The 18,446-nt window shown below is 49.3% G+C and carries 25 protein-coding genes and 3 tRNA genes; 17 read left to right on the top strand and 11 right to left on the bottom strand.

The genetic code is table 11. The annotated features are described in order from the left end of the window. A partial coding sequence (locus tag D6C13_RS25680; protein WP_120134600.1) for a hypothetical protein occupies positions 1–401 on the top strand: 401 nt, incomplete at its 5' end. A gap of 183 nt (positions 402–584) precedes the next feature. On the opposite strand, the gene D6C13_RS21010 is transcribed toward D6C13_RS25680, so the two are convergent. Then, a complete protein-coding gene (locus tag D6C13_RS21010; RefSeq protein ID WP_120134601.1) occupies positions 585–833 on the bottom strand; it encodes a hypothetical protein in 249 nt (82 codons plus the stop codon). Positions 834–1,060: 227 nt separating this feature from the next. Here D6C13_RS21010 and D6C13_RS21015 point away from each other — a divergent pair, with 227 nt between their 5' ends. Beyond that, positions 1,061–1,480, top strand: a complete 420-nt coding sequence (locus D6C13_RS21015) for a hypothetical protein (RefSeq protein WP_120134602.1) — start codon at positions 1,061–1,063, stop codon at positions 1,478–1,480. A 56-nt stretch (positions 1,481–1,536) separates the two neighbouring features. Here D6C13_RS21015 and D6C13_RS21020 read toward each other — a convergent pair whose 3' ends face one another. Then, complete coding sequence (locus D6C13_RS21020) at positions 1,537–3,303, bottom strand: sensor domain-containing phosphodiesterase (RefSeq protein WP_120134603.1); 1,767 nt, start codon at positions 3,301–3,303, stop codon at positions 1,537–1,539. 193 nt (positions 3,304–3,496) lie between these two features. Between D6C13_RS21020 and leuA the strand changes: the two genes are divergently transcribed. Then, positions 3,497–5,167: a 2-isopropylmalate synthase gene (gene leuA / locus D6C13_RS21025; protein ID WP_120134604.1), complete on the top strand. Its 1,671-nt coding sequence runs from the start codon at positions 3,497–3,499 to the stop codon at positions 5,165–5,167. A 22-nt stretch (positions 5,168–5,189) separates the two neighbouring features. On the opposite strand, the gene D6C13_RS21030 is transcribed toward leuA, so the two are convergent. The 4 genes from D6C13_RS21030 to D6C13_RS25490 all read right to left on the bottom strand — a co-directional run bounded on the left by D6C13_RS21030 (position 5,190) and on the right by D6C13_RS25490 (position 6,960). After that, positions 5,190–5,951 carry an AraC family transcriptional regulator gene (locus D6C13_RS21030; RefSeq protein ID WP_120134605.1) on the bottom strand — a complete coding sequence of 254 codons (762 nt, stop codon included), beginning with the start codon at positions 5,949–5,951 and terminating at the stop codon, positions 5,190–5,192. A gap of 3 nt (positions 5,952–5,954) precedes the next feature. Then, on the bottom strand, positions 5,955–6,128 hold the full coding sequence (locus D6C13_RS25685; protein ID WP_167458059.1) for a hypothetical protein: 174 nt from the start codon (positions 6,126–6,128) through the stop codon (positions 5,955–5,957). A 115-nt stretch (positions 6,129–6,243) separates the two neighbouring features. After that, positions 6,244–6,468, bottom strand: coding sequence for a DUF2594 family protein (locus D6C13_RS21035; RefSeq protein ID WP_120134606.1), 225 nt, complete (start codon positions 6,466–6,468; stop codon positions 6,244–6,246). A gap of 213 nt (positions 6,469–6,681) precedes the next feature. Continuing rightward, entirely contained in the window at positions 6,682–6,960 is a 279-nt protein-coding gene (locus D6C13_RS25490) for a hypothetical protein (RefSeq protein WP_147408190.1), read from the bottom strand. A 285-nt stretch (positions 6,961–7,245) separates the two neighbouring features. Here D6C13_RS25490 and uvrY point away from each other — a divergent pair, with 285 nt between their 5' ends. From uvrY to D6C13_RS21065, 6 genes are all read left to right on the top strand, one after another. Beyond that, positions 7,246–7,902, top strand: coding sequence for a UvrY/SirA/GacA family response regulator transcription factor (gene uvrY / locus D6C13_RS21040; protein ID WP_013576296.1), 657 nt, complete (start codon positions 7,246–7,248; stop codon positions 7,900–7,902). Further along, entirely contained in the window at positions 7,895–9,730 is a 1,836-nt protein-coding gene (uvrC, locus tag D6C13_RS21045; RefSeq protein ID WP_167458060.1) for an excinuclease ABC subunit UvrC, read from the top strand. Before uvrY ends, uvrC begins: the two co-directional genes overlap by 8 nt. 56 nt (positions 9,731–9,786) lie before the next feature. Continuing rightward, a complete protein-coding gene (pgsA, locus tag D6C13_RS21050) occupies positions 9,787–10,335 on the top strand; it encodes a CDP-diacylglycerol--glycerol-3-phosphate 3-phosphatidyltransferase (protein ID WP_120134608.1) in 549 nt (182 codons plus the stop codon). A 147-nt stretch (positions 10,336–10,482) separates the two neighbouring features. Next, positions 10,483–10,558: transfer RNA gene (locus D6C13_RS21055), tRNA-Gly, on the top strand. Between the two features lie 58 nt (positions 10,559–10,616). Then, positions 10,617–10,690, top strand: a tRNA-Cys gene (locus tag D6C13_RS21060). Between the two features lie 11 nt (positions 10,691–10,701). Continuing rightward, positions 10,702–10,787 (top strand) — tRNA-Leu (locus tag D6C13_RS21065). Positions 10,788–11,099: 312 nt separating this feature from the next. Here the strand turns inward: D6C13_RS21065 and D6C13_RS21070 are convergent. Further along, positions 11,100–11,366, bottom strand: a complete 267-nt coding sequence (locus D6C13_RS21070; RefSeq protein ID WP_120134609.1) for a hypothetical protein — start codon at positions 11,364–11,366, stop codon at positions 11,100–11,102. A 246-nt stretch (positions 11,367–11,612) separates the two neighbouring features. Here D6C13_RS21070 and D6C13_RS21075 point away from each other — a divergent pair, with 246 nt between their 5' ends. Both D6C13_RS21075 and deoR read left to right on the top strand, forming a co-directional pair. After that, the gene (locus D6C13_RS21075; RefSeq protein ID WP_120134610.1) at positions 11,613–12,272 is read left to right on the top strand and encodes a metallophosphoesterase; all 660 of its coding nucleotides are present in this window, start codon (positions 11,613–11,615) and stop codon (positions 12,270–12,272) included. An 85-nt stretch (positions 12,273–12,357) separates the two neighbouring features. Continuing rightward, entirely contained in the window at positions 12,358–13,122 is a 765-nt protein-coding gene (gene deoR / locus D6C13_RS21080; RefSeq protein ID WP_120134611.1) for a DNA-binding transcriptional repressor DeoR, read from the top strand. A 4-nt stretch (positions 13,123–13,126) separates the two neighbouring features. Here the strand turns inward: deoR and D6C13_RS21085 are convergent, their stop codons facing one another. Next, a complete protein-coding gene (locus tag D6C13_RS21085; RefSeq protein WP_120134612.1) occupies positions 13,127–13,603 on the bottom strand; it encodes a GyrI-like domain-containing protein in 477 nt (158 codons plus the stop codon). A gap of 177 nt (positions 13,604–13,780) precedes the next feature. Between D6C13_RS21085 and D6C13_RS21090 the strand changes: the two genes are divergently transcribed. The 3 genes from D6C13_RS21090 (at position 13,781) to D6C13_RS21100 (ending at position 15,006) form a co-directional block, all read left to right on the top strand. Then, positions 13,781–14,290, top strand: coding sequence for a YlaC family protein (locus D6C13_RS21090; protein WP_120134613.1), 510 nt, complete (start codon positions 13,781–13,783; stop codon positions 14,288–14,290). 128 nt (positions 14,291–14,418) lie between these two features. Then, positions 14,419–14,694, top strand: a complete 276-nt coding sequence (locus tag D6C13_RS21095; RefSeq protein ID WP_120134614.1) for a hypothetical protein — start codon at positions 14,419–14,421, stop codon at positions 14,692–14,694. A gap of 48 nt (positions 14,695–14,742) precedes the next feature. Continuing rightward, a complete protein-coding gene (locus D6C13_RS21100; protein WP_229920945.1) occupies positions 14,743–15,006 on the top strand; it encodes a hypothetical protein in 264 nt (87 codons plus the stop codon). Positions 15,007–15,094: 88 nt separating this feature from the next. Here D6C13_RS21100 and D6C13_RS21105 read toward each other — a convergent pair whose 3' ends face one another. Continuing rightward, positions 15,095–15,307: a YccJ family protein gene (locus D6C13_RS21105; RefSeq protein WP_095921306.1), complete on the bottom strand. Its 213-nt coding sequence runs from the start codon at positions 15,305–15,307 to the stop codon at positions 15,095–15,097. A gap of 210 nt (positions 15,308–15,517) precedes the next feature. Between D6C13_RS21105 and D6C13_RS26095 the strand changes: the two genes are divergently transcribed. From D6C13_RS26095 to D6C13_RS21115, 3 genes are all read left to right on the top strand, one after another. Further along, positions 15,518–15,649 carry a hypothetical protein gene (locus D6C13_RS26095; RefSeq protein WP_013576285.1) on the top strand — a complete coding sequence of 44 codons (132 nt, stop codon included), beginning with the start codon at positions 15,518–15,520 and terminating at the stop codon, positions 15,647–15,649. Positions 15,650–15,900: 251 nt separating this feature from the next. Then, on the top strand, positions 15,901–16,263 hold the full coding sequence (locus D6C13_RS21110; protein ID WP_120134615.1) for a DUF2502 domain-containing protein: 363 nt from the start codon (positions 15,901–15,903) through the stop codon (positions 16,261–16,263). A 379-nt stretch (positions 16,264–16,642) separates the two neighbouring features. Beyond that, on the top strand, positions 16,643–16,927 hold the full coding sequence (locus tag D6C13_RS21115) for a hypothetical protein (protein WP_244212738.1): 285 nt from the start codon (positions 16,643–16,645) through the stop codon (positions 16,925–16,927). Between the two features lie 90 nt (positions 16,928–17,017). Here the strand turns inward: D6C13_RS21115 and D6C13_RS21120 are convergent, their stop codons facing one another. After that, positions 17,018–17,464 carry a universal stress protein gene (locus tag D6C13_RS21120; protein WP_120134616.1) on the bottom strand — a complete coding sequence of 149 codons (447 nt, stop codon included), beginning with the start codon at positions 17,462–17,464 and terminating at the stop codon, positions 17,018–17,020. 29 nt (positions 17,465–17,493) lie between these two features. Beyond that, complete coding sequence (locus D6C13_RS21125) at positions 17,494–18,273, bottom strand: IclR family transcriptional regulator (RefSeq protein WP_120134617.1); 780 nt, start codon at positions 18,271–18,273, stop codon at positions 17,494–17,496. Positions 18,274–18,446 lie beyond the last annotated feature (173 nt).

Genomic DNA, 18,446 nt, shown 5'->3' on the forward strand with positions numbered 1-18,446 from the left:
CATACCAGCGTATTGAACGGAGTGGGTGTCACCAGAATCTGCGTGCTTTCAATGTTCTGCCGTTGCAGTTCCTCGTCGCGGGTATAGCTTACGGGAATTATAGTGGCGAAAATACCCCTGATTTTGTGAATGAAGCCGTCGCTACAGTAAGCAACAAAATGTCTTACAGCTTTGGTACCAGTACATGTAAGATCATAAAAAATGAAGAGAAAAAATGGCATATGGCTTGCAACTCACCTCTGGTATCTGAGCCATTACTGTTTACAGTCCAGGCAGCAGAAAAATCCCCTTATGATATCTCTACTTCATTTTACCTGACTGCGGAAAATACCGCCGCTAAGAAGGCTTCAGATGAAGGGTTGATGAGTTATTTGATGATTAATAAGAATTCTGCACTCTAAATAACAGAAGTCTGTGACCCTATTCTTACGTTATTATGCTTTTAAAACAGACTATAAGGATTTTTATTTTCGGAAAGCGGTGTTGATGACGTTTTAGAAAGTTAAGCGAGTTTTGCAAAGAAATCCGTCAGAAAAGTCTGGCCTCCTATCTGAGGCCTGAACATTAATCATTTCGAGAAGACTTTAATACATAATCGTCGTATTGGGCGTCTTACCATTCTTGAGCTGTTTTTGTACACGCATGCACAAGCTGAAAATCAGTAAATGTACGTGAGTGATAAACGTACGCTCTTCAGAAAACTGACTGCTGCGTAATACGACCGTTTCAGAACGGTTCTGTTTAGCAACCAGCAGCTCAATCCCTTTTTCACGGAATTCGTCTTCGTAGGCCTTAACAATCCCTGCGGGAGCGATGAGTGTGTAACTGTACATAATCATTCCTGATATTGAGTTGAACATCTGATCGGATAAATCCTATTAAGAATATCAAATACGACCTGCTCACAATTAGCAATTCGGGTGGTTGTTTTTTAAACGGATGTCACAGAATAGGATGACTTTTCAGAGGTGAGGTCGCTCGACCATTGGCTGGCATCGGTTTTTAGTTGCCCGTGGCGCGCACGCTGCTATCATTCGTTCATAAACTCAGGGAGATAACGATGAAAAAAACACTGGTGGCCTTGGCTGCTTTATTTTTAGCCGGGTGTGCGAGTAATCCTTATGAACCGACGCTTCAGGTTAAATCCACCTACGCGAATGCCAGCGCCGTTGCGCCAGAAGGGCAGACGCACATTCGTTTGCACCGGTTAGAACAAACTTCAATCGTGCCGTTTGAGAAAACCTGCCCGCTGCTGGTCATTCTGGACGGAAAGACAGTCGCGACCCTGCATTTCAACCAGTATGTGGATTTGAATGTGCCGAACGGTATGCGCAAGATAGAAGTGCGTGTTGCCTGTGCGCTGACGAAAACCACTGGTGAGATTACGGTCGATGCCAACGGCAAAAATATCAGTCTGGAAACCGACCGTAGTTTCTTTGGAACCTACAACATCCGGCCGGAAGGCAGCAGCAGTAAGTGATGAAATGACAAAACCCGCGCAAGGCGGGTTTTTTACTGTCAGCGGGTCATCATTTTTCAGATGTAAGGCTTGGACCATTCGAGGATTTGATCGTGTTGCAGCGGGCGTGAGAAATAGAAACCCTGCACTGAATCGCACTGGAGTTCCTCCAGACACAGCAGGGTATCGTTATCTTCCACCCCTTCAGCCACCACCTGATAACTGAGCGCATGCGCCATTTCAATCATCGATTTCACAATGACTTTGCTTTTGCTGTCATTGCTGATGCCCTGAATTAGCGACTGATCCAGTTTCAGCGTATCCGCCGGGATCTTTTGCAGGTAATTCAGATTGCTGTAACCAGACCCGAAATCATCCAGCGCGATGCTGATCCCCATATTACGCAGAGCATCCAGTGAGGCTACGGCATGAGGATTATTTGCCAGTGTCTGAGTTTCCAGACATTCAATTTCCAGCATGGAGGGTGATACCTGATGCAGGATAAGCGCGGTGTGAATGCGCTGAACCAGATCCTGTTCCACCAGATTATTGGCCGTCAGATTTATCGATACCTGAATTTGCGCGCCACGTTTTTGCCATTCGGCAATTTGCATTACGGCCTGAGTGATCACCCAGTTGGTTAGCGGCGTAATTAAAGGCGTTTTTTCAGCCAGAGGAATAAATTCTGAAGGTGAAATCACCCCGAGAGTTGGATGCTGCCAGCGGATCAGCGCTTCAACACCCTGGAATTTTTTGTCTGCCAGGCGAATTTTCGGCTGATACACCAGATGGAAGTCTTTGCAGGAAGCTACGGTCGCCATCAGATCATTCAGCAGGTTAAACGCCCGCCGCTGAATCACGTCTGATTCCTGATGATACGGCATCACCAGTTGGTTATTACTGATCGCTTCATGCAATGAAGACATGCCCTGACGCATGATATTTTCAGCGCAGTCAGAGGTGGATGAAAATACGGTATAACCGGCGTGCAGGCGCACATTGACAGGAATATCGCTGGTAATACTTTGCTGAATTCTTGTGGCCGCGTTTTCCAGTTGAGTGAAGATTTCTTCCTGCTCATCAAGGCGTTTGATGAGGGCAAAACGCCCCAGCATCAGGCTGTAAACTTTGTCGTTTTCGTTGAGTTCACTGCGCAGGAAAGAGCCGATATCCTTGAGGATATTTTCGACTTTAGGAATGCCAATCGCCCGGCCAATGTCATAGGCGTAAAGCGTATCCAGTGTGTCGATCAGGATCAGCAAATAAGCGGTGTTGTCCGGCGCCTTGATAAGTTGCGCGATGTCTTCCATCAGACGCTGGCGGTTAGGTAAACGCGTGACAATATCGACAAAACTCATGCTGCTGCGGGATTCGATAATATCGATGACAATCGCCGCCAGATCCGAGAGCATTTCGATTTCCTGCACGGAAAAATCGCGCGGATTTTTATCTGCCAGACATAAACTGCCAACGGCAAAACCATCGCGGGTGATCAGCGGTGCGCCGGCATAAAAACGCATCCCTTCTTCAGCGGTGACCAGCGGATTTTCATTAAAACGGGGATCAAGAGTGGCGTCATTCACTACCATCACTGATGAAGAACGTATGGTGTAATCGCAAAAGGCGATATCCCGCGCGGTATAACATAACGCGGTATTGGTTTTAGATTTAAACCACTGACGATGCTGGTCTACCAGAGTAATGATGCAAATAGGGATATCAAAAATCTGCTGAGTAAGACGGGTAATCAGGTCAAGGACCTCATCCGGATTACCGTCCGCAATCTTCAATTTTTGCAGCGCCGCAAGCCGTTTCTTTTCGTTTGGATTCAGAACCCTTTTCATTCTGTACGACCTCTGATCGCCGAACTGGACGCGTTTAGTTATGCACTATAGCGTGACTTTGATTCGTTTATCATTTTCTTTTTGTCCGTTTTGCGAGGGTTGCTGTCAGTTAGTCAGGCGCAGGAAATTATCGTTTGCGTACTATGGTTTTACCGGCGCATCGCAGCTGCCTCTAAACTCCAAGGAGAATCGTATGTTAAACGACCCGTCGCAGAAGTATCGCCCGTTCCCGCAGGTCAATTTGCCTGATCGTCAGTGGCCGGGAAACAGGCTCAGCGCTGCGCCACAGTGGTGCTCAAGTGATTTGCGCGACGGTAATCAGGCGCTGGCTGAACCGATGGACAATGCGCGTAAACGTCAGTTTTTCGATTTGCTGATTAAGTGTGGTTTTAAGCAGATTGAGGTGGCATTCCCGTCGGCATCGCAAACCGATTTTGATTTTGTCCGCGGGCTGATTGAAGACAAGCTGATCCCTGATGACGTGGTGATCCAGGTTCTGACGCCGTCTCGCCCTGATCTGATTGCGCGCACCTTCGAAGCCCTGAAAGACGTACCGCGCGCCATCGTGCATTTATACAACGCCACCGCGCCTGTTTTCCGCGAAGTGGTCTTCAATCAGGATCAGGCGGCAACCCGCGAACTGGCCGTGCGTGGCGCGCAGCAAATTCGTCAGCTTTGTGAACAATATTCGCAAACCGACTGGACGTTCGAATATTCGCCGGAAACGTTTTGCTTTACCGAACTGGAGTTTGCGCTTGAAGTGTGTGAAGCCGTGGCAGATGTCTGGGAACCGGGCGCCCAAAGACCGATGATCATTAATTTACCGGCCACCGTGGAAGTCAGCACGCCGAATATTTATGCCGATCAGATTGAATGGTTCTGCCGTCATTTCAGCCGCCGCCAGCAGGTTTCAATCAGCGTGCATCCGCACAATGACCGCGGAACGGGCGTGGCGTGTGCAGAGCTGGCCATGCTGGCGGGTGCCGATCGCGTGGAAGGGTGTTTGTTCGGCAATGGTGAACGCACCGGTAACGTGGATATCGTGACGCTGGCCCTGAATCTCTATACTCAGGGTGTCGCGCCTGGACTGGATTTCAGTAATTTGCAGGCCATCGTGGAAGCGGTGGAAGAGTGCAATCAGTTGCCGGTGCATCCGCGCCATCCGTATGCGGGAGAACTGGTCTTTACGGCGTTTTCCGGTTCTCATCAGGATGCGATTAAGAAAGGTTTTGCGGCGCAAAAAACCTCTGAAAGCCCGTACTGGCGCGTGCCGTACCTGCCGCTGGATCCGGCGGATGTCGGATCCAGCTATGAAGCGGTTATCCGCGTCAACAGTCAGTCAGGTAAAAGCGGAGCGGCTTGGCTGCTTGAGCAAAATCATGGACTGAAATTGCCGCGTGGCTTGCAGATTGATTTCAGCAAGGCCGTACAGCGCGAGACCGATACGCATGGCAAGGAAATGAGCACCAGTGATATCTGGCGTGTTTTCCGCCAGCGTTACGGTTTAACTGAGCAGCCGGTGATCAAACTGCTGGGTTATGACATCCGCAGTGATGAACAAAACGTCTGTCATTTCAGCGCGCGGATCCGTTATCGCAATGAAGAACAGCATCTTTCCGGCAGCGGCAATGGCCTGCTTTCCGGTGCGGCTGATGCGCTGCGCCGCAGCTTCGATGTAGAGCTGGAAATTGGTGATTATCATGAGCACACGCTGGGACATCAGAGCCATAGCCGTGCAGTGGCCTATCTGAGTTGTCAGGGGCGTCCGGGTGAAACCTGTTACGGCGTGGGGATCGACAGCGATGTTTCAAGTGCCTCTTTGCAGGCGCTGTTTAATGCAGCCAGTGCCATTATGGCTGATTAATGTGGCTGACTGATTTCTCTGTTCAAGATGTCTGATTGAAGTATTCGCTGGGAGATACGCCCAGTAACCGGCGGAACATCGCACTAAAGGCGCTCGGGCTGTCATAGCCGAGCGCCAGCGCCACATCAATCACCGACACACCGGCTGCCAGCTGATTGAGTGCTTCCAGTAATTTCGCCTGACGAACCCAGTCACTAAAGCGCAGACCCGTTTCACGCTGAAAACGGCGCGAGAGGGTACGACTGCTGATCTCCATACGTTGCGCGACGTCTTCCAGCTCCCATGATGAGCACAAATCCGCCCGGATTTGCTGAGTCAGTAACAGAAGTTCCGGTTCTTTCGGTTCCGGCAGATGAAGCGGCAAGCTGGGTAAAAGGCGCAATTCGTCGAGCAACAGCTCCATGATACGTTCATCGCGGCCCCCGGGCAGATAATCGACCGGAATGGTCAGCGAGGTCAGGATCAGTTCGCGCAGAAGGGAGGAAATTTGCACGACCTGACATTGTGCGGGCAAATCGGCACGAGCCAGTGGCTCAACAAAGAGAGTGCGGGCTTTGACGCCACCGATGAAACGCAGGCTGTGCTCGACGTGAGCAGGTAACCACACGCCACGTCCGGGGGGTACCATCCAGGTACCCAGTGCGGTATGAACTTCTACCACACCGGATAAAGTATGAATCAGTTGTGAACAGCTGTGACTGTGCGCGGGCTCACTGTCGCCATGCTGGTAATCGATAGCCAGAGGCGCTACCGCCTGATGAGGAGCAAGGAAGTTGTGATGCATGGATCAATGATGTTTTTGGTTCTTGGCATCTTCCACGGCTTGTTTCGCTTCTTCGGCCGCTTTCTGGAGTTCTTCTTCGGTCAGTTGTTCCGAAACTTCAAGCAGTTCTCCCAGCCCGTCACTGACGTGGACGTCATCAGCTTTGCTTTTGTTTTCTTTATTCTTTTCGTCGCTCATGATTTGGTTCCTGTTAAATGAATTCAGGATTTAACTATAGCAGAGAGTTAGCGCAGAAAGTGCAGGGGAAAACGGGGAATGGCGGAGCCTGTCGGGCGACAGACTCCTGAATACATTACTGGCGGTAAGCGAACTTGATTTGTTGCAGGGCGTTTTTGAAGACTTCAGCCTGCTGCTCGTCTTCCATCTGCGCAACAAAACGCTCCATGTTCAGCATCACTTTACCCGCATCCGCCTGACCGATGGCTTTGAGGATCAGGGTCAGTGTCGCTTTAAGGCAGGCAACTTCGGTCGCCAGTGTTTCAACGTTCGCTTCAGTCGTAAAATCGCAGTTACTCATTATTTAAATCTCCTCAGGCTGACTGCCAGGCAGCACGCCGAATTCTAAACGGGTGAAAAATGGGGCTAAAAATGAATTCACCCGTTCGCGCCGGGTGGAAAGTGGCGGCATTTTAGCATAGTTAGTCGGTTTTAGTGCATCGCCCGTTGGGGTGACGCAAATGTGTTAATCCGATATAAGCATTTAGTGTTTTTGCCAGCAAAGTACAGGATACTAAACATTATTGCCGGTTGAGAAAATTTCATCTTCACGTGCAAATTTATTCATATAAACCATCAGCAATTCGTGCGATTGCAAATAATCATCGGTCATATCATATATATATCTTTGACGATTACTGGCGGTTAAATAGTCAGGCCAGTTAATCCTGCGTTTTAAGCAACAAAAAAAGCTGGCATTATTTTTTTGCGGAAAATTAGTCAGGTCAGGGGCTGGCGCTTGACCCTTGATTAAAAAAGCCTTTTTATAAATTATTATTACAGGTGATGGCACTTCTCATTTACATTCAGCAAAGCAGTTTTTTGCAGACACTCCTTGGTCAGGAAGAGATGTTAGAGTAAAATACGCGGGCTATAATAAATAACTGTGTCTGCCTGATTTAAAAACACTGCCGGTGACCGGGAGTGGAAAGAGTTAGTTGATGCTGGTCTCTAATTGCCACCTTCTCGTCATTTATAAGCTGTCTTAGAACAATATTAATGTTCGCCACGTTTGAATACGTAAGACTGGCCTGAAGATCCTGACGGTGTGTTGCCCTATTTTTTTGGAGAATTCTCTTTGATTAGCGTTCTTCTTGTTGATGACCACGAACTGGTGCGCGCAGGGATCCGACGCATTCTTGAAGATATCAAAGGCATCAAAGTCGTTGGTGAGGCGCAATGCGGTGAGGACGCCGTCAAATGGTGCCGTACCAATGATGTTGATATTGTCCTGATGGATATGAATATGCCAGGCATTGGCGGGCTTGAAGCGACGAAAAAAATCGTTCGTTTCTCGCCGGATATCAAGATCATCATGTTAACGATTTATACTGAAAACCCGTTGCCAGCCAAAGTGATGCAGGCGGGGGCATCAGGTTACCTGAGCAAAGGTGCGGCGCCACAGGAAGTGGTGAATGCGATTCGTCTGGTCGATTCCGGTCAGCGTTATATTGCATCAGATATTGCACAACAAATGGCACTTAGCCAGATTGAACCTCAGTCTGAGACTCCGTTTGATTCCTTGTCTGAGCGTGAATTACAAATCATGCTGATGATTACCAAGGGACAAAAAGTGAATGAAATTTCAGAACAACTGAACTTGAGTCCGAAGACAGTTAACAGTTATCGTTATAGGATGTTTAGTAAATTAAATATCAGCGGCGATGTTGAGTTAACCCATTTGGCTATCCGACACGGTTTGTTCAATACGGAGACTTTATCAGGCAGTGAGTGATGAGCGTTTTGACCCCAAGGCCTTTCTGAAAACGGTCACCAGCCAGCCCGGCGTCTACAGGATGTATGACGCCAGCGGCACCGTAATCTATGTAGGTAAAGCCAAAGACCTTAAAAAACGTCTTTCGAGCTATTTTCGTGTCCAGGTTTCCAGCCGCAAGACCGAAACTCTGGTCAAAAACATCGCACAAATTGATGTCACCGTGACGCATACGGAAACGGAAGCGCTGCTCCTCGAACATAACTACATCAAACTGTATCAGCCGCGTTATAACGTTTTATTGCGTGATGATAAGTCGTATCCGCTGATCTTCCTCAGCGCGGATAATCATCCGAGAATTACAGTCCATCGCGGCGCCAAACATGCCAAAGGCGAGTATTTCGGGCCTTTCCCGAACTCTTATGCCGTGCGTGAAACCCTGGCGTTGCTGCAAAAACTTTTCCCTATCCGCCAGTGCGAAAACAGCGTTTACAGCAACCGTTCGCGCCCTTGTTTGCAATATCAGATTGGCCGCTGTCTTGGCCCCTGCGTAAAGGGACTGGTCAGCGATGAAGATTATAATGATCAGGTGGAATACGTCCGGTTGTTCTTATCCGGTAAAGATCAGCAGGTGGTTACCCAACTGGTAAATCGTATGGAAGAAGCCAGCAAGTCACTGCGATTCGAAGATGCCGGGCGGATAAGAGATCAAATCCAGGCTGTGCGTCGCGTAACGGAACGTCAGTTTGTTTCCGGCAACAGCGAGGATCTGGATGTCATCGGGGTGGCCTTTGAATCAGGCATGGCCTGTCTGCACGTGTTGTTTATCCGCCAGGGCAAAGTGCTCGGCAGCCGCAGCTATTATCCGAAAGTGCCAGGCGGTACTGATCTTGGCGAAGTCGTCCAGACTTTTGTCGGGCAATTTTATCTGCAAGGCAGTCAGCAGCGGACACTTCCGGGCGAAATCCTGCTGGACTTCAGTCTGGCGGAAAAAGACCTGCTCGCGGAATCGCTGAGTGAACTGGCTGGACGGAAAGTGCAAATCCAGAGCAAACCGCGCGGCGACCGTGCCCGTTATCTGAAGCTGGCGCGTACCAATGCTTCAACAGCCCTGACGACCAAACTGGCGCAACAGTCGACAATTCATCAGCGGCTGGCAGAGCTTGCAAAAACCTTGCACCTTGCTGAAATTAACCGCATGGAATGCTTCGACATCAGCCATACTATGGGCGAACAAACGGTCGCTTCTTGTGTGGTTTTCGACGGCAACGGTCCGCTACGCTCGGAATACCGGCGTTATAACATTACCGGCATTACGCCCGGCGATGACTATGCGGCGATGGCGCAGGTATTACAGCGCCGTTATGGCAAAGCGCTCGATGATAATAAAATCCCGGATGTTATCTTTATTGATGGCGGTAAAGGGCAACTGGGTATGGCGCTGGATGTGTTTAACTCACTGAATGTAGAGTGGGATAAATCCAAACCGCTGCTGATAGGTATCGCTAAGGGTGCGGATCGTAAAGCCGGGCTGGAAACGCTGTTCTTTGTGCCAGAAGGTGAGGGGATTGCGTTACCGGCAGATTCGCCAGCATTGCATGTGATCCAGCATATTCGCGATGATTCACACAATCACGCCATTACCGGTCACCGGCAGAGACGCGCTAAAGTCCGCACCACCAGCGCACTCGAAGAGATTGAGGGCGTCGGGCCGAAACGGCGTCAGGTTTTACTGAAATACATGGGAGGCATTCAGCCATTACTGAATGCCAGCGTAGAGGAAATTGCACAGGTACCAGGTATTTCTACCGCATTGGCAGAAAAGATTCATAATGCGTTGAAACACTAAGGGCGTTGTAGCAACATACTCATAATATCCACACCGGACAAACAGTTACCTTCGCTATGCAATTTAATATACCTACGTGCCTTACCCTGTTCCGCGTTGTACTGATACCGTTCTTCGTGCTGGCCTTCTACCTGCCTTATCCGTGGGCACCGCTGGCTTGTGCGCTGATCTTCGTTTTTGCCGCGGCAACTGACTGGTTTGATGGCTATCTTGCCCGTCGCCTGAAGCAGACAACCCGCTTTGGCGCGTTTCTTGACCCCGTCGCCGATAAAGTGATGGTGGCGATTGCGCTGGTGCTGGTGGCTGAGTATTTCCACTCCTGGTGGATTACGTTGCCTGCTGCAACCATGATTGCCCGTGAAATCATCATTTCAGCATTGCGTGAATGGATGGCTGAAATCGGTAAAAGAAGCAGCGTGGCGGTGTCGTGGATTGGTAAGGTGAAAACCACGGCGCAAATGCTGTCGCTGGTCGCATTGTTATGGCGCCCGGATTCGATTGTTGTAGGGGTGGGTGTCGTCGCGTTGTACATTGCCGCGGTGCTGACTTTCTGGTCAATGTTCCAATATCTGAACGCTGCGCGCCACGATTTGCTGGAACCCTGATCAAACTGACGTAAAAAACGTCAAACGATCGCAGGAAGCGATAATTTTATTGACTCAATCCGTCAGGTCAGTAGAATGCAACGCATCGGAAGGCAACCGGTGTTATGCCAGAAGATTAGTTAAAAAAATCAGTACGTTCTGATTAAAGCGGGAATAGCTCAGTTGGTAGAGCACGACCTTGCCAAGGTCGGGGTCGCGAGTTCGAGTCTCGTTTCCCGCTCCAAATTTTCTTAAACTGGTTCGTGAATTGGTTTAAGTGCAAGACAAGTAGTAAGATTTAAGGCGCGTTAACAAAGCGGTTATGTAGCGGATTGCAAATCCGCCTAGTCCGGTTCGACTCCGGAACGCGCCTCCAATTTTCCCGGAGCCCGGGTGGTGGAATCGGTAGACACAAGGGATTTAAAATCCCTCGGCCTTAGGCTGTACGAGTTCAAGTCTCGTCCCGGGTACCATGGGAAAATGCAAAGAATAATCAAAAGCAATAGTGTAGTAATGTCGTTATAGCCACCTTCGGGTGGTTTTTTTATGCCTGAAATTCAGGCCATTTCTGTTGCTACAACTCTGATGGCACGCAAGCTGTTGCCCCTGAACCTGATAAAATAAAAAAGGCCACCTCAAGAGGGGGCCTTAAGCGTTTCTTCACTAACATCCTTCGCGCATGTTGCCGCAGTCAGAATTTTATTTTCTGAACAGAATGTCGGTTTATGGAGATAAAAAATGAAGAAAATCAGAAATTAAAACAGCCCCGAGGGGCGTTTTTAGGGTCAGAATTCACCCGGTGCTTCAGTGTTGCTCAGTGCCCTGATAGATAAAGGCAGGTGGTAGTTAGGCTGGCTGGTGAAAAACGCCTGCAGGGCAACGCGTTTCTTACGGTCAATTGAGATCTCTTCCATCGTTTTACGGAAGATGCTGTACCGGCCACAAGATGTGCAGGTCACAGTAACAATTTTTGCCGACATATTGACCGACGTTTTATTCGTGCTTTGGCACAACGGACACTCGTCTTGAGCGCTTACAACTGTGGAACTCATAAAACCTCCGGTTTTACTTAGAGCGGGCAGTAGTCTAGCACAAAAAGGCGCCAGTTACTTAACGATAATTTAATTATCAGTGGATTTCAGCGCCAACTCAGTGTAGAGAGCCCACAAACCGCTGATGCCTTGGGAAAAGTGCCCCCTTAGTTTTCTTCTTCGTATTCCCTTTACTTCCACTCTTTCCACTTCACTTGCATGCGTTACACTTAAAAGATCCACTCCTTTTACGGATCCTCAATTCGTATGACTTCAGCTTTATACCAGCGTATCGATGGTTCAGTTTACAGACATATTTATATCGTCGGCGATTTGCACGGCTGCCTGAGCTTGCTTGAAGAACAACTGGCGAAAGTGGCTTTCGACCCGCATCGCGATTTGTTGCTGTCGGTGGGGGATCTCGCCGACCGCGGGCCTGACAGCGTGGGATGTCTGAGGTTGATCAATGAGCCCTGGTTTTCCTGCGTCAGGGGCAATCATGAGCAGATGGCCATTGATGCGGTAAATGAAGAAAACATTCCCCGCTGGCTGCGCAACGGTGGCGACTGGTTTTATGCGCTTGGGGGCGACAAGCAGGAGGAAGCCAAATCACTGATTCTCCGGGCCGATAATCTGCCACATGTGCTGGAACTGACTACCCGTGACGGGAAACTTATTGTGGTCGCTCACGCTGATTATATTTCCGATGATTATGTCTTCGGCAAACCGCTGGGCGGGTATGAAATTATCTGGAACCGGGATCGCGTTAACTTCGCCCTGGCCGGGCGTTACAACCCCATTTCTGGTGCTGACGAATTCTATTTCGGGCACACGCCGGTGGAACCTGCGATGCAGTTTGCTAATCAGTTTTATATTGATACCGGTGCGGTTTTTGGCGGCTATCTGACGCTGCGTCAGTTGCAATAAATTCAGGCGTTGCACGGGTTTGCGGTGAGTGACCGGCAACGGTATAGTGTGCGGCTGCGAAACGGTAAGGGCGTGAGATAACATCATGGAAAGTAAGCGTGAAGACAGGATCCAGCGTCTGTTACTGGCTTTAAAAAAGACCGACAAAATTCACCTGAAAGAAGCCTCTTTGCTGCTCGATGTTTCCGAGATGACTGTCCGGCGTGATCTGAATTCCGCGCCCGCTCCGGTTATTCTTTTGGGCGGTTACATCGTTATGGATCCCAAAAATAGCCCGGCTACGCATTATTTTGTCAGCGAGCAGAAAATGCGTCAGATAGAGGAAAAGCGTCGACTTGCGTCCCGTGCTGCCAGCCTCATTCAGAATAATGATACCGTATTTTTTGATTGCGGCACGACTATGCCTTATGTGATTGAAAAGATTGCAGAGGATTGTATATTTACGGCGATTTGCTATTCCCTGAATACGTTTCTGGCCCTGCAGGAAAAACCGAATTGCGAGGTTATTTTGTGCGGCGGGGCGTTCAAATCCAGCAACAGCATTTTCACACCTATCGGGCGCAGCAGTGAACTCGATTTCATCCGGCCCTCGAAAGCGTTCATCTCCGCTGCCGGTGTGAGTATTGAACACGGGGTCACTTGTTTCAATTTTGATGAGCTGCTGATGAAACATCAGGCCATCGAACGCTCAACACAAAGTATTCTGGTGGCTGACAGCAGTAAGTTCGATCAGGTGCGACCGGCTGCAATCGCACCTCTCGCCCGTTTTAATGTGGTGGTCAGCGACGCTGAGCCACCACAGGCTTACATCGATTTTTGCGACCAGTCTGACATCCCGCTGCTGGTTTAAGTCTCTAGCGGATAGGCGGGATTTTCTCCACCGACTGATACAGCACCACTTCCCAGATGCCATTTTTCGAACCATCGCTGAGATAGTGCTCAAAACAGGCTTTACCGTCCGGACGGTAATGACTGCTGGCGAGCAACTGGCCGTAAAAATCACGCCAGGCTTTCTCGAAATTCTCATCTGTTATCGTGGTGTGATACGCCGCATAAGTGCCTCCGGGAAGCGTTTGCAGCGTCAGCCCTTCGGCATCATCAAGGATAAAGTTATCCGCAACGCACACCGAAGGATCGGCCCGCAAAGCTTCAGCAGGTGTGGTGTCCGGGTTATCATGAAACCACGTCAGCCATTCATTTTGCGGCTGATGATGCCGCGCGATCCATTTTGTCAGGTGCTGAAAGCCGTTATGGATTGACTCTTTATAAGGGCCAACAACCCGGTAGCTCACCAGCTTTTTCGCCGGTCTTTCTACGATTAATAATGCCACGATGATCTCCTTTTATCTGACATGCAGTGAGTGGGTTCCTTGTTGGGATGACGCAAATGCCAAACTATAACAGTTTGCCGTTTAACTCCCGGTAACTGCTCTACGCGCTATAACAGTTGTCATGATAAAATTTACCTATCAGATTGCATTATAGTCGTGACGCAATGAGGAAATGAGATGGACGTAATCAAAAATGTATTAAATATTGAAATTGATCGTATCAACCATCAGGAAGGGCGCGACGGGAAACCACGGTTCAACGCAGAATTCTTTGTGAATCACCCGTGGTTATGTCTGGCGATGCTGGTGGGTTACATCGCTGTGGGCATCGTGATGTATGTCTCGCCTTATATGGGCATCGGCTGGTTCATCGGATTCACGGCGTTTCTGGTCTTTATGTCAGCGATGTTGTTGCTGGAAATCAAACCTGTGTATCGCTATGAGGATATCGGCGTGCTGGATTTGCGCGTCTGCTACAACGGTGAATGGTATTTCAGCCGCGAACTCTCTGCGGATGCCGTGCAACAAATCCTCAGCGCCGGCAGCGTAAGCGCCCGTATAAAAAATCGTATTGAGTCGATCGTCAGTCATAAAGGTTTTGTCGATTTTTACGATGTGTACGATCTGGCGCGTCTTGAACGGCAACAGTTGCCGGATCCCACCGGAACAGCACAGTTAGCTCATTAATCCCGCGTTTAAACATGGCCACAGGCCATGACGTTACCCTGCCTGCTCTGATAAAATAGCGGCTGGATATCATTTTCGTGAATGAATTTCACAAGCGAAAAAGATGTTGAGCCGTGACAGGAGCGACTGTGGAACGAATCAAACTCACTATTCATCATCTGCACAAAATCATTTCGGGCGAGAAACAAGATGCTCAGGCCACCGCACGCATTTATGCTGGCGATGAATTGTTGCTGACTGAAACGATGACCGGGCAGGCGACACATTTTGATCGCTTCATTAAAGCTGAACGTGATAACGGCAAACCATTGAGAGTGGAATGGGACAGCGACGGCAGCGCTGAAATGTCCGTTTCCCGCGCTGAAGTATGCCCCTGCTGTGGCGGTGACGCCTTACACGGTTGATTCAATCCGGCACTGACCGCATGTAGAGTAAAAGCCGAACAGAGGTGAATGATGAAATTTATCAACAATGAATTTGAATACCGTCAATGGATTATGGATGAGATATTCCAGGCGAGTGCGGTAGGCGAAACCTCTGAGTTTGCCGATCAGGAAGTGGATGACTTTATCTTTGATGCCCGGCCGGTGGCTTATCCGTGTGTGGCTGTCATGATCCAGACGCCGGGAGAGCCTGGCGTGTGTGAACCGCGCTTTTTCTACAAAGAGCAGATCTTTGAGTGGGCGCATAAAATGGGATTCGGATTCGATAGCTGAAGGCTGTGGGATGAGAAAGCGAAAACCCTGAGCGGGACTCAGGGCTTGGGGTTACCGGTTGATATTTTACCGGTTTAGAACGGCGTAATCAGACGTTTTTCCGGTCGATTTTCTCTTCGCCCCAGAACAGATAGTCATCTTTGGTTTTTGCGAAGGCGATGGGCAGAACCTCATCGTTTCCTTCTTCCCAAATTTTCTGCGCCAGTTTCTCATCGTTTTTAGCCAGTTCGAAAATAGCCTCAGCGATTTCGTGAGAAGTTTCACGGGTATTTGCCCAGGCTTTGATATTTGACGTCGTCATCCGGTTCTCCTCGTTTCTTCAGCAAAAAGTGTCTCCGTGACACGGTGATATTCACTATAACTATGGTTTCCGAAAGTACTTTATGCAAATCCTGCGGGTTTTTGCGACGTGTTCGTGTCCGTTAAAGCCACTTCAGGGCACAAAAAAACCGGCATCTCCTGAGGCGGATCGTTATACTGAGGCCGATTTCGAATAATTAAGGTGATGAGAATGAGCGACGATATTTTTGATTTTGACATTGATGCTGCACTGGAAACCGCTGAAGTCAAAGCGGCTGAAAAAGCAGCGGAAGTGCCTGAAGCCGTTCAGGACGAAAGTGACTGCGAAGGCTGCAAAATCTGATTTTGTACAACTTTGCAGCAAATAAAAAACCGCTTCGGCGGTTTTTTTGTATCTGTCATTTATTTCTCTTTCGTGATTTTTCGCTGAATTTCCTTTGCTGACATAGCGTTGCAACAGGTTGTCCGCAAGGCTGTTTTGACGCAAATGTAAGGGTAGCGTTAAGGTATTTTTTTTGGGATAAATTCCTATAGAACAGGAAGATAGCTGGCGGTACTTTGTCACCACCTGATACGCAGGTCGTGAGGTTCACAATGAAAAAATTGATTTTAGTTCTCGCCGTTTTGCTAACTTTGCCAGCTATCGCACAGGCAAACGTCGAGCTCGGAGTTAATATGCCTGGCCTGTCATTGCATATCGGCGATCGTGACAACCGCGGGTACTACTGGGACGGTGGTGACTGGCGTCCGCCAGGTTGGTGGGATAATCACTATCGTGATGAAGGCCGTGGTCACTGGGTGTATTACGAGCCAGCGCCGCCGCCGCCGCGTTACTGGCATCACGAGCACTGGCACGAAGGCCCGCCACCAGGTTACTGGCATGATGGCCCTCCGGGGCACTGGCGTGACGGTCCTCCGGGACACTGGCGTGAAGGTCCGCCTCCAGGTCGCTGGTAGCAGCCAGTAAGTCGCAGACAGCAGGTTAAAAGCAGTAAAACAGATTTTGGGAACAGGGTTGGCGGTGGCGATGCGAAGGCATCCCCAATGTCAATTCTGTTCCTCTCAATTCTCCACTCTTTTTGAAATACCTTCCCCCGAATCAATCACGCTACTAATAACAAAAATGTAATATATTTCCTTAAATTATATTTAATTCAAGCATCACGCCCGCTAATGACTAAATGTCTATAAAATAAAATTTTCAGAGTAATTGCAGCTTGCTAAAGGCCATTGGTATGTTAATTTCTTGTTATGAAATCAGCAATGGATGGCTCGAACGCGACGCGTGCCTGATATCATAGTTGCACTTAGGGAGAAATTTTTTCAGGTACGTAACATGTCTTTTACCGAGATTATCCCTATGCACTTGATTAAAAATGATTATGAGTACCGGGTCTGGATGCTGAATGCCTATTTTTTTCAGGATAACATCGAGGGAGATAAACTGCTGACCGATGAGGAAATGGATGATTTTCTCTTTGAATACCGGCCACAGGAATATCCGTGTTTAGGCTCTGTAACACCGTCGAAAGAAAGTTCGCTGGAACTGGATATCACTTTCTTTTATCGGGATCACATCAGTGAATGGGCAAAATCGATGGGTCTGATAAATACGAAGTAATGCTCAGTCGCAATATAAAAGCGCTCTCTGGCGCTTTTTTGCTTTTTTCAACCCCGCCTTTTATCGCTAAAAGCTTTATGGCCCCGGATTTTAATTACCCCGCACTTCAACCAGCACAGGGCAGGGCGAGCCTTCGATCACATCGGCGCTGACCGAGCCCTTCATCATGCGACTAAAATCGGAAAGCTGACGGTGCCCGATAACTATCACGGAAGCATTAATTCTTGCTGCTTCTGCTACCAGCGCTTCACCTGCCGCGCCGACAATCAGATTACCCCGGGCGTTAATACCCGCCTGCCTCAGCTTTACCATGGCGTGAGCGACGACGGCCCTCGCGGTATTTTGCTCTTCTTCTGCCGGTGGATAATCTACGATTTCGCCCGGTTCATCTCCGTTGTCTTCCAGAGCGTAGGATTCATCAATGCAGCAGGTGACGTAAACGGCAGAAGTCTGATCTTTCGCCAGCTGACAGGCAAGATCTGCCACATAAGGAGATTGCTTTGAGCCGTCTACGGCCAATAAAATGACATCAAACACGGTGACTCCTTTATTCATTTTTCGCGCAGTTATTTGTTTTCACCCAGCTTGCCGATTTCACCAATCAGGGCGGTTTTGCATTCGAGCAACGCTTCGCGGATTTGCGCTTCTTTGGCTGCGCGCCGGGCCGTGGGGAAAAGCACGGAGACAGAATAACGCCCGAGAATAGTGTCTATTGCGACGGCAAGAGTCGTGACGCCGCTGACTGTTTCGCCTTCTTCCATTGAGACTCCGCTTTCGCGCACACCGGCGATTTTTGCCAGCAGAGAATCAATGGTGCGTACGGTATTTTCGGTGGCCGGTTCCAGCACGTCACCCACCAGAATGCGGATTTCTTCATCTGTTTTAAGCGACAGCAGGGCGCGACCGCCTGACGTGCTGTATATCGGCAGATTCAAACCGACGCGGGGGACGACGCGTAATTCCCGTTCTGCCACGATGCTGTGAATATTGGCTATCTGCCTGCCACTCGCACGTCCCAGAGAAACGGTTTCCTGCGTGATATCGCAAAGCTGGCGCAGGAAAGGGGAGGCGATGGCAATGACATCGGTGTGAACGGTAGAAACCAGTTTCAGCAGCGTCGGACCTAAACGCACACCACCGCTGCCCTCTGAACGCACCAAACCTTCTTCAGCCAGCGCTGCGACGATGCGCTGCACGGTCGAGCGGGGCAGGTCAACCTCATTGGCGATTGCACCAAGACTCATACCCTGCGGGTGTTTTCCCAGTGCATTGAGTATGGTCGCCGCACGCGAGATAACCTGGATCCCGCCGCTGCGTTCGTCATCTGCCGGAATATCCTGAGCCATCTTCTCTCCTTTTCACCCACGGTGACCCTGATCAGGATCCTGAGCGGTCAATGTAATAGCTCGGCGAGTGAAAAACAATTTTAATCACATTGCAATACAGTGCACCGTATTATAGTATTCTTGCGTGTATCGCATGGTGGTGCATTGCATCGTAAAAAGATTTTCACTCGATG

The organism is Rahnella woolbedingensis (assembly GCF_003602095.1).
Lineage (GTDB): Bacteria > Pseudomonadota > Gammaproteobacteria > Enterobacterales > Enterobacteriaceae > Rahnella > Rahnella woolbedingensis.

Bases quoted from the DNA above. Each gene is read 5' to 3' on its own strand.
- D6C13_RS21020 (WP_120134603.1), bottom strand. From the start codon at position 3,303: ATGAAAAGGGTTCTGAATCCAAACGAAAAGAAACGGCTTGCGGCGCTG.
- D6C13_RS21110 (WP_120134615.1), top strand. From the start codon at position 15,901: ATGAAAAAATTGATTTTAGTTCTCGCCGTTTTGCTAACTTTGCCAGCT.
- D6C13_RS21125 (WP_120134617.1), bottom strand. From the start codon at position 18,273: ATGGCTCAGGATATTCCGGCAGATGACGAACGCAGCGGCGGGATCCAG.
- D6C13_RS21075 (WP_120134610.1), top strand. From the start codon at position 11,613: ATGACTTCAGCTTTATACCAGCGTATCGATGGTTCAGTTTACAGACAT.
- pgsA (WP_120134608.1), top strand. From the start codon at position 9,787: ATGCAATTTAATATACCTACGTGCCTTACCCTGTTCCGCGTTGTACTG.
- D6C13_RS21090 (WP_120134613.1), top strand. From the start codon at position 13,781: ATGGACGTAATCAAAAATGTATTAAATATTGAAATTGATCGTATCAAC.
- D6C13_RS25685 (WP_167458059.1), bottom strand. From the start codon at position 6,128: ATGAGCGACGAAAAGAATAAAGAAAACAAAAGCAAAGCTGATGACGTC.
- leuA (WP_120134604.1), top strand. From the start codon at position 3,497: ATGTTAAACGACCCGTCGCAGAAGTATCGCCCGTTCCCGCAGGTCAAT.
- D6C13_RS21100 (WP_229920945.1), top strand. From the start codon at position 14,743: ATGATGAAATTTATCAACAATGAATTTGAATACCGTCAATGGATTATG.
- D6C13_RS21115 (WP_244212738.1), top strand. From the start codon at position 16,643: ATGTCTTTTACCGAGATTATCCCTATGCACTTGATTAAAAATGATTAT.
- D6C13_RS21070 (WP_120134609.1), bottom strand. From the start codon at position 11,366: ATGAGTTCCACAGTTGTAAGCGCTCAAGACGAGTGTCCGTTGTGCCAA.
- D6C13_RS21105 (WP_095921306.1), bottom strand. From the start codon at position 15,307: ATGACGACGTCAAATATCAAAGCCTGGGCAAATACCCGTGAAACTTCT.
- D6C13_RS21010 (WP_120134601.1), bottom strand. From the start codon at position 833: ATGTACAGTTACACACTCATCGCTCCCGCAGGGATTGTTAAGGCCTAC.
- D6C13_RS26095 (WP_013576285.1), top strand. From the start codon at position 15,518: ATGAGCGACGATATTTTTGATTTTGACATTGATGCTGCACTGGAAACC.
- D6C13_RS21030 (WP_120134605.1), bottom strand. From the start codon at position 5,951: ATGCATCACAACTTCCTTGCTCCTCATCAGGCGGTAGCGCCTCTGGCT.
- deoR (WP_120134611.1), top strand. From the start codon at position 12,358: ATGGAAAGTAAGCGTGAAGACAGGATCCAGCGTCTGTTACTGGCTTTA.
- D6C13_RS21015 (WP_120134602.1), top strand. From the start codon at position 1,061: ATGAAAAAAACACTGGTGGCCTTGGCTGCTTTATTTTTAGCCGGGTGT.
- D6C13_RS21035 (WP_120134606.1), bottom strand. From the start codon at position 6,468: ATGAGTAACTGCGATTTTACGACTGAAGCGAACGTTGAAACACTGGCG.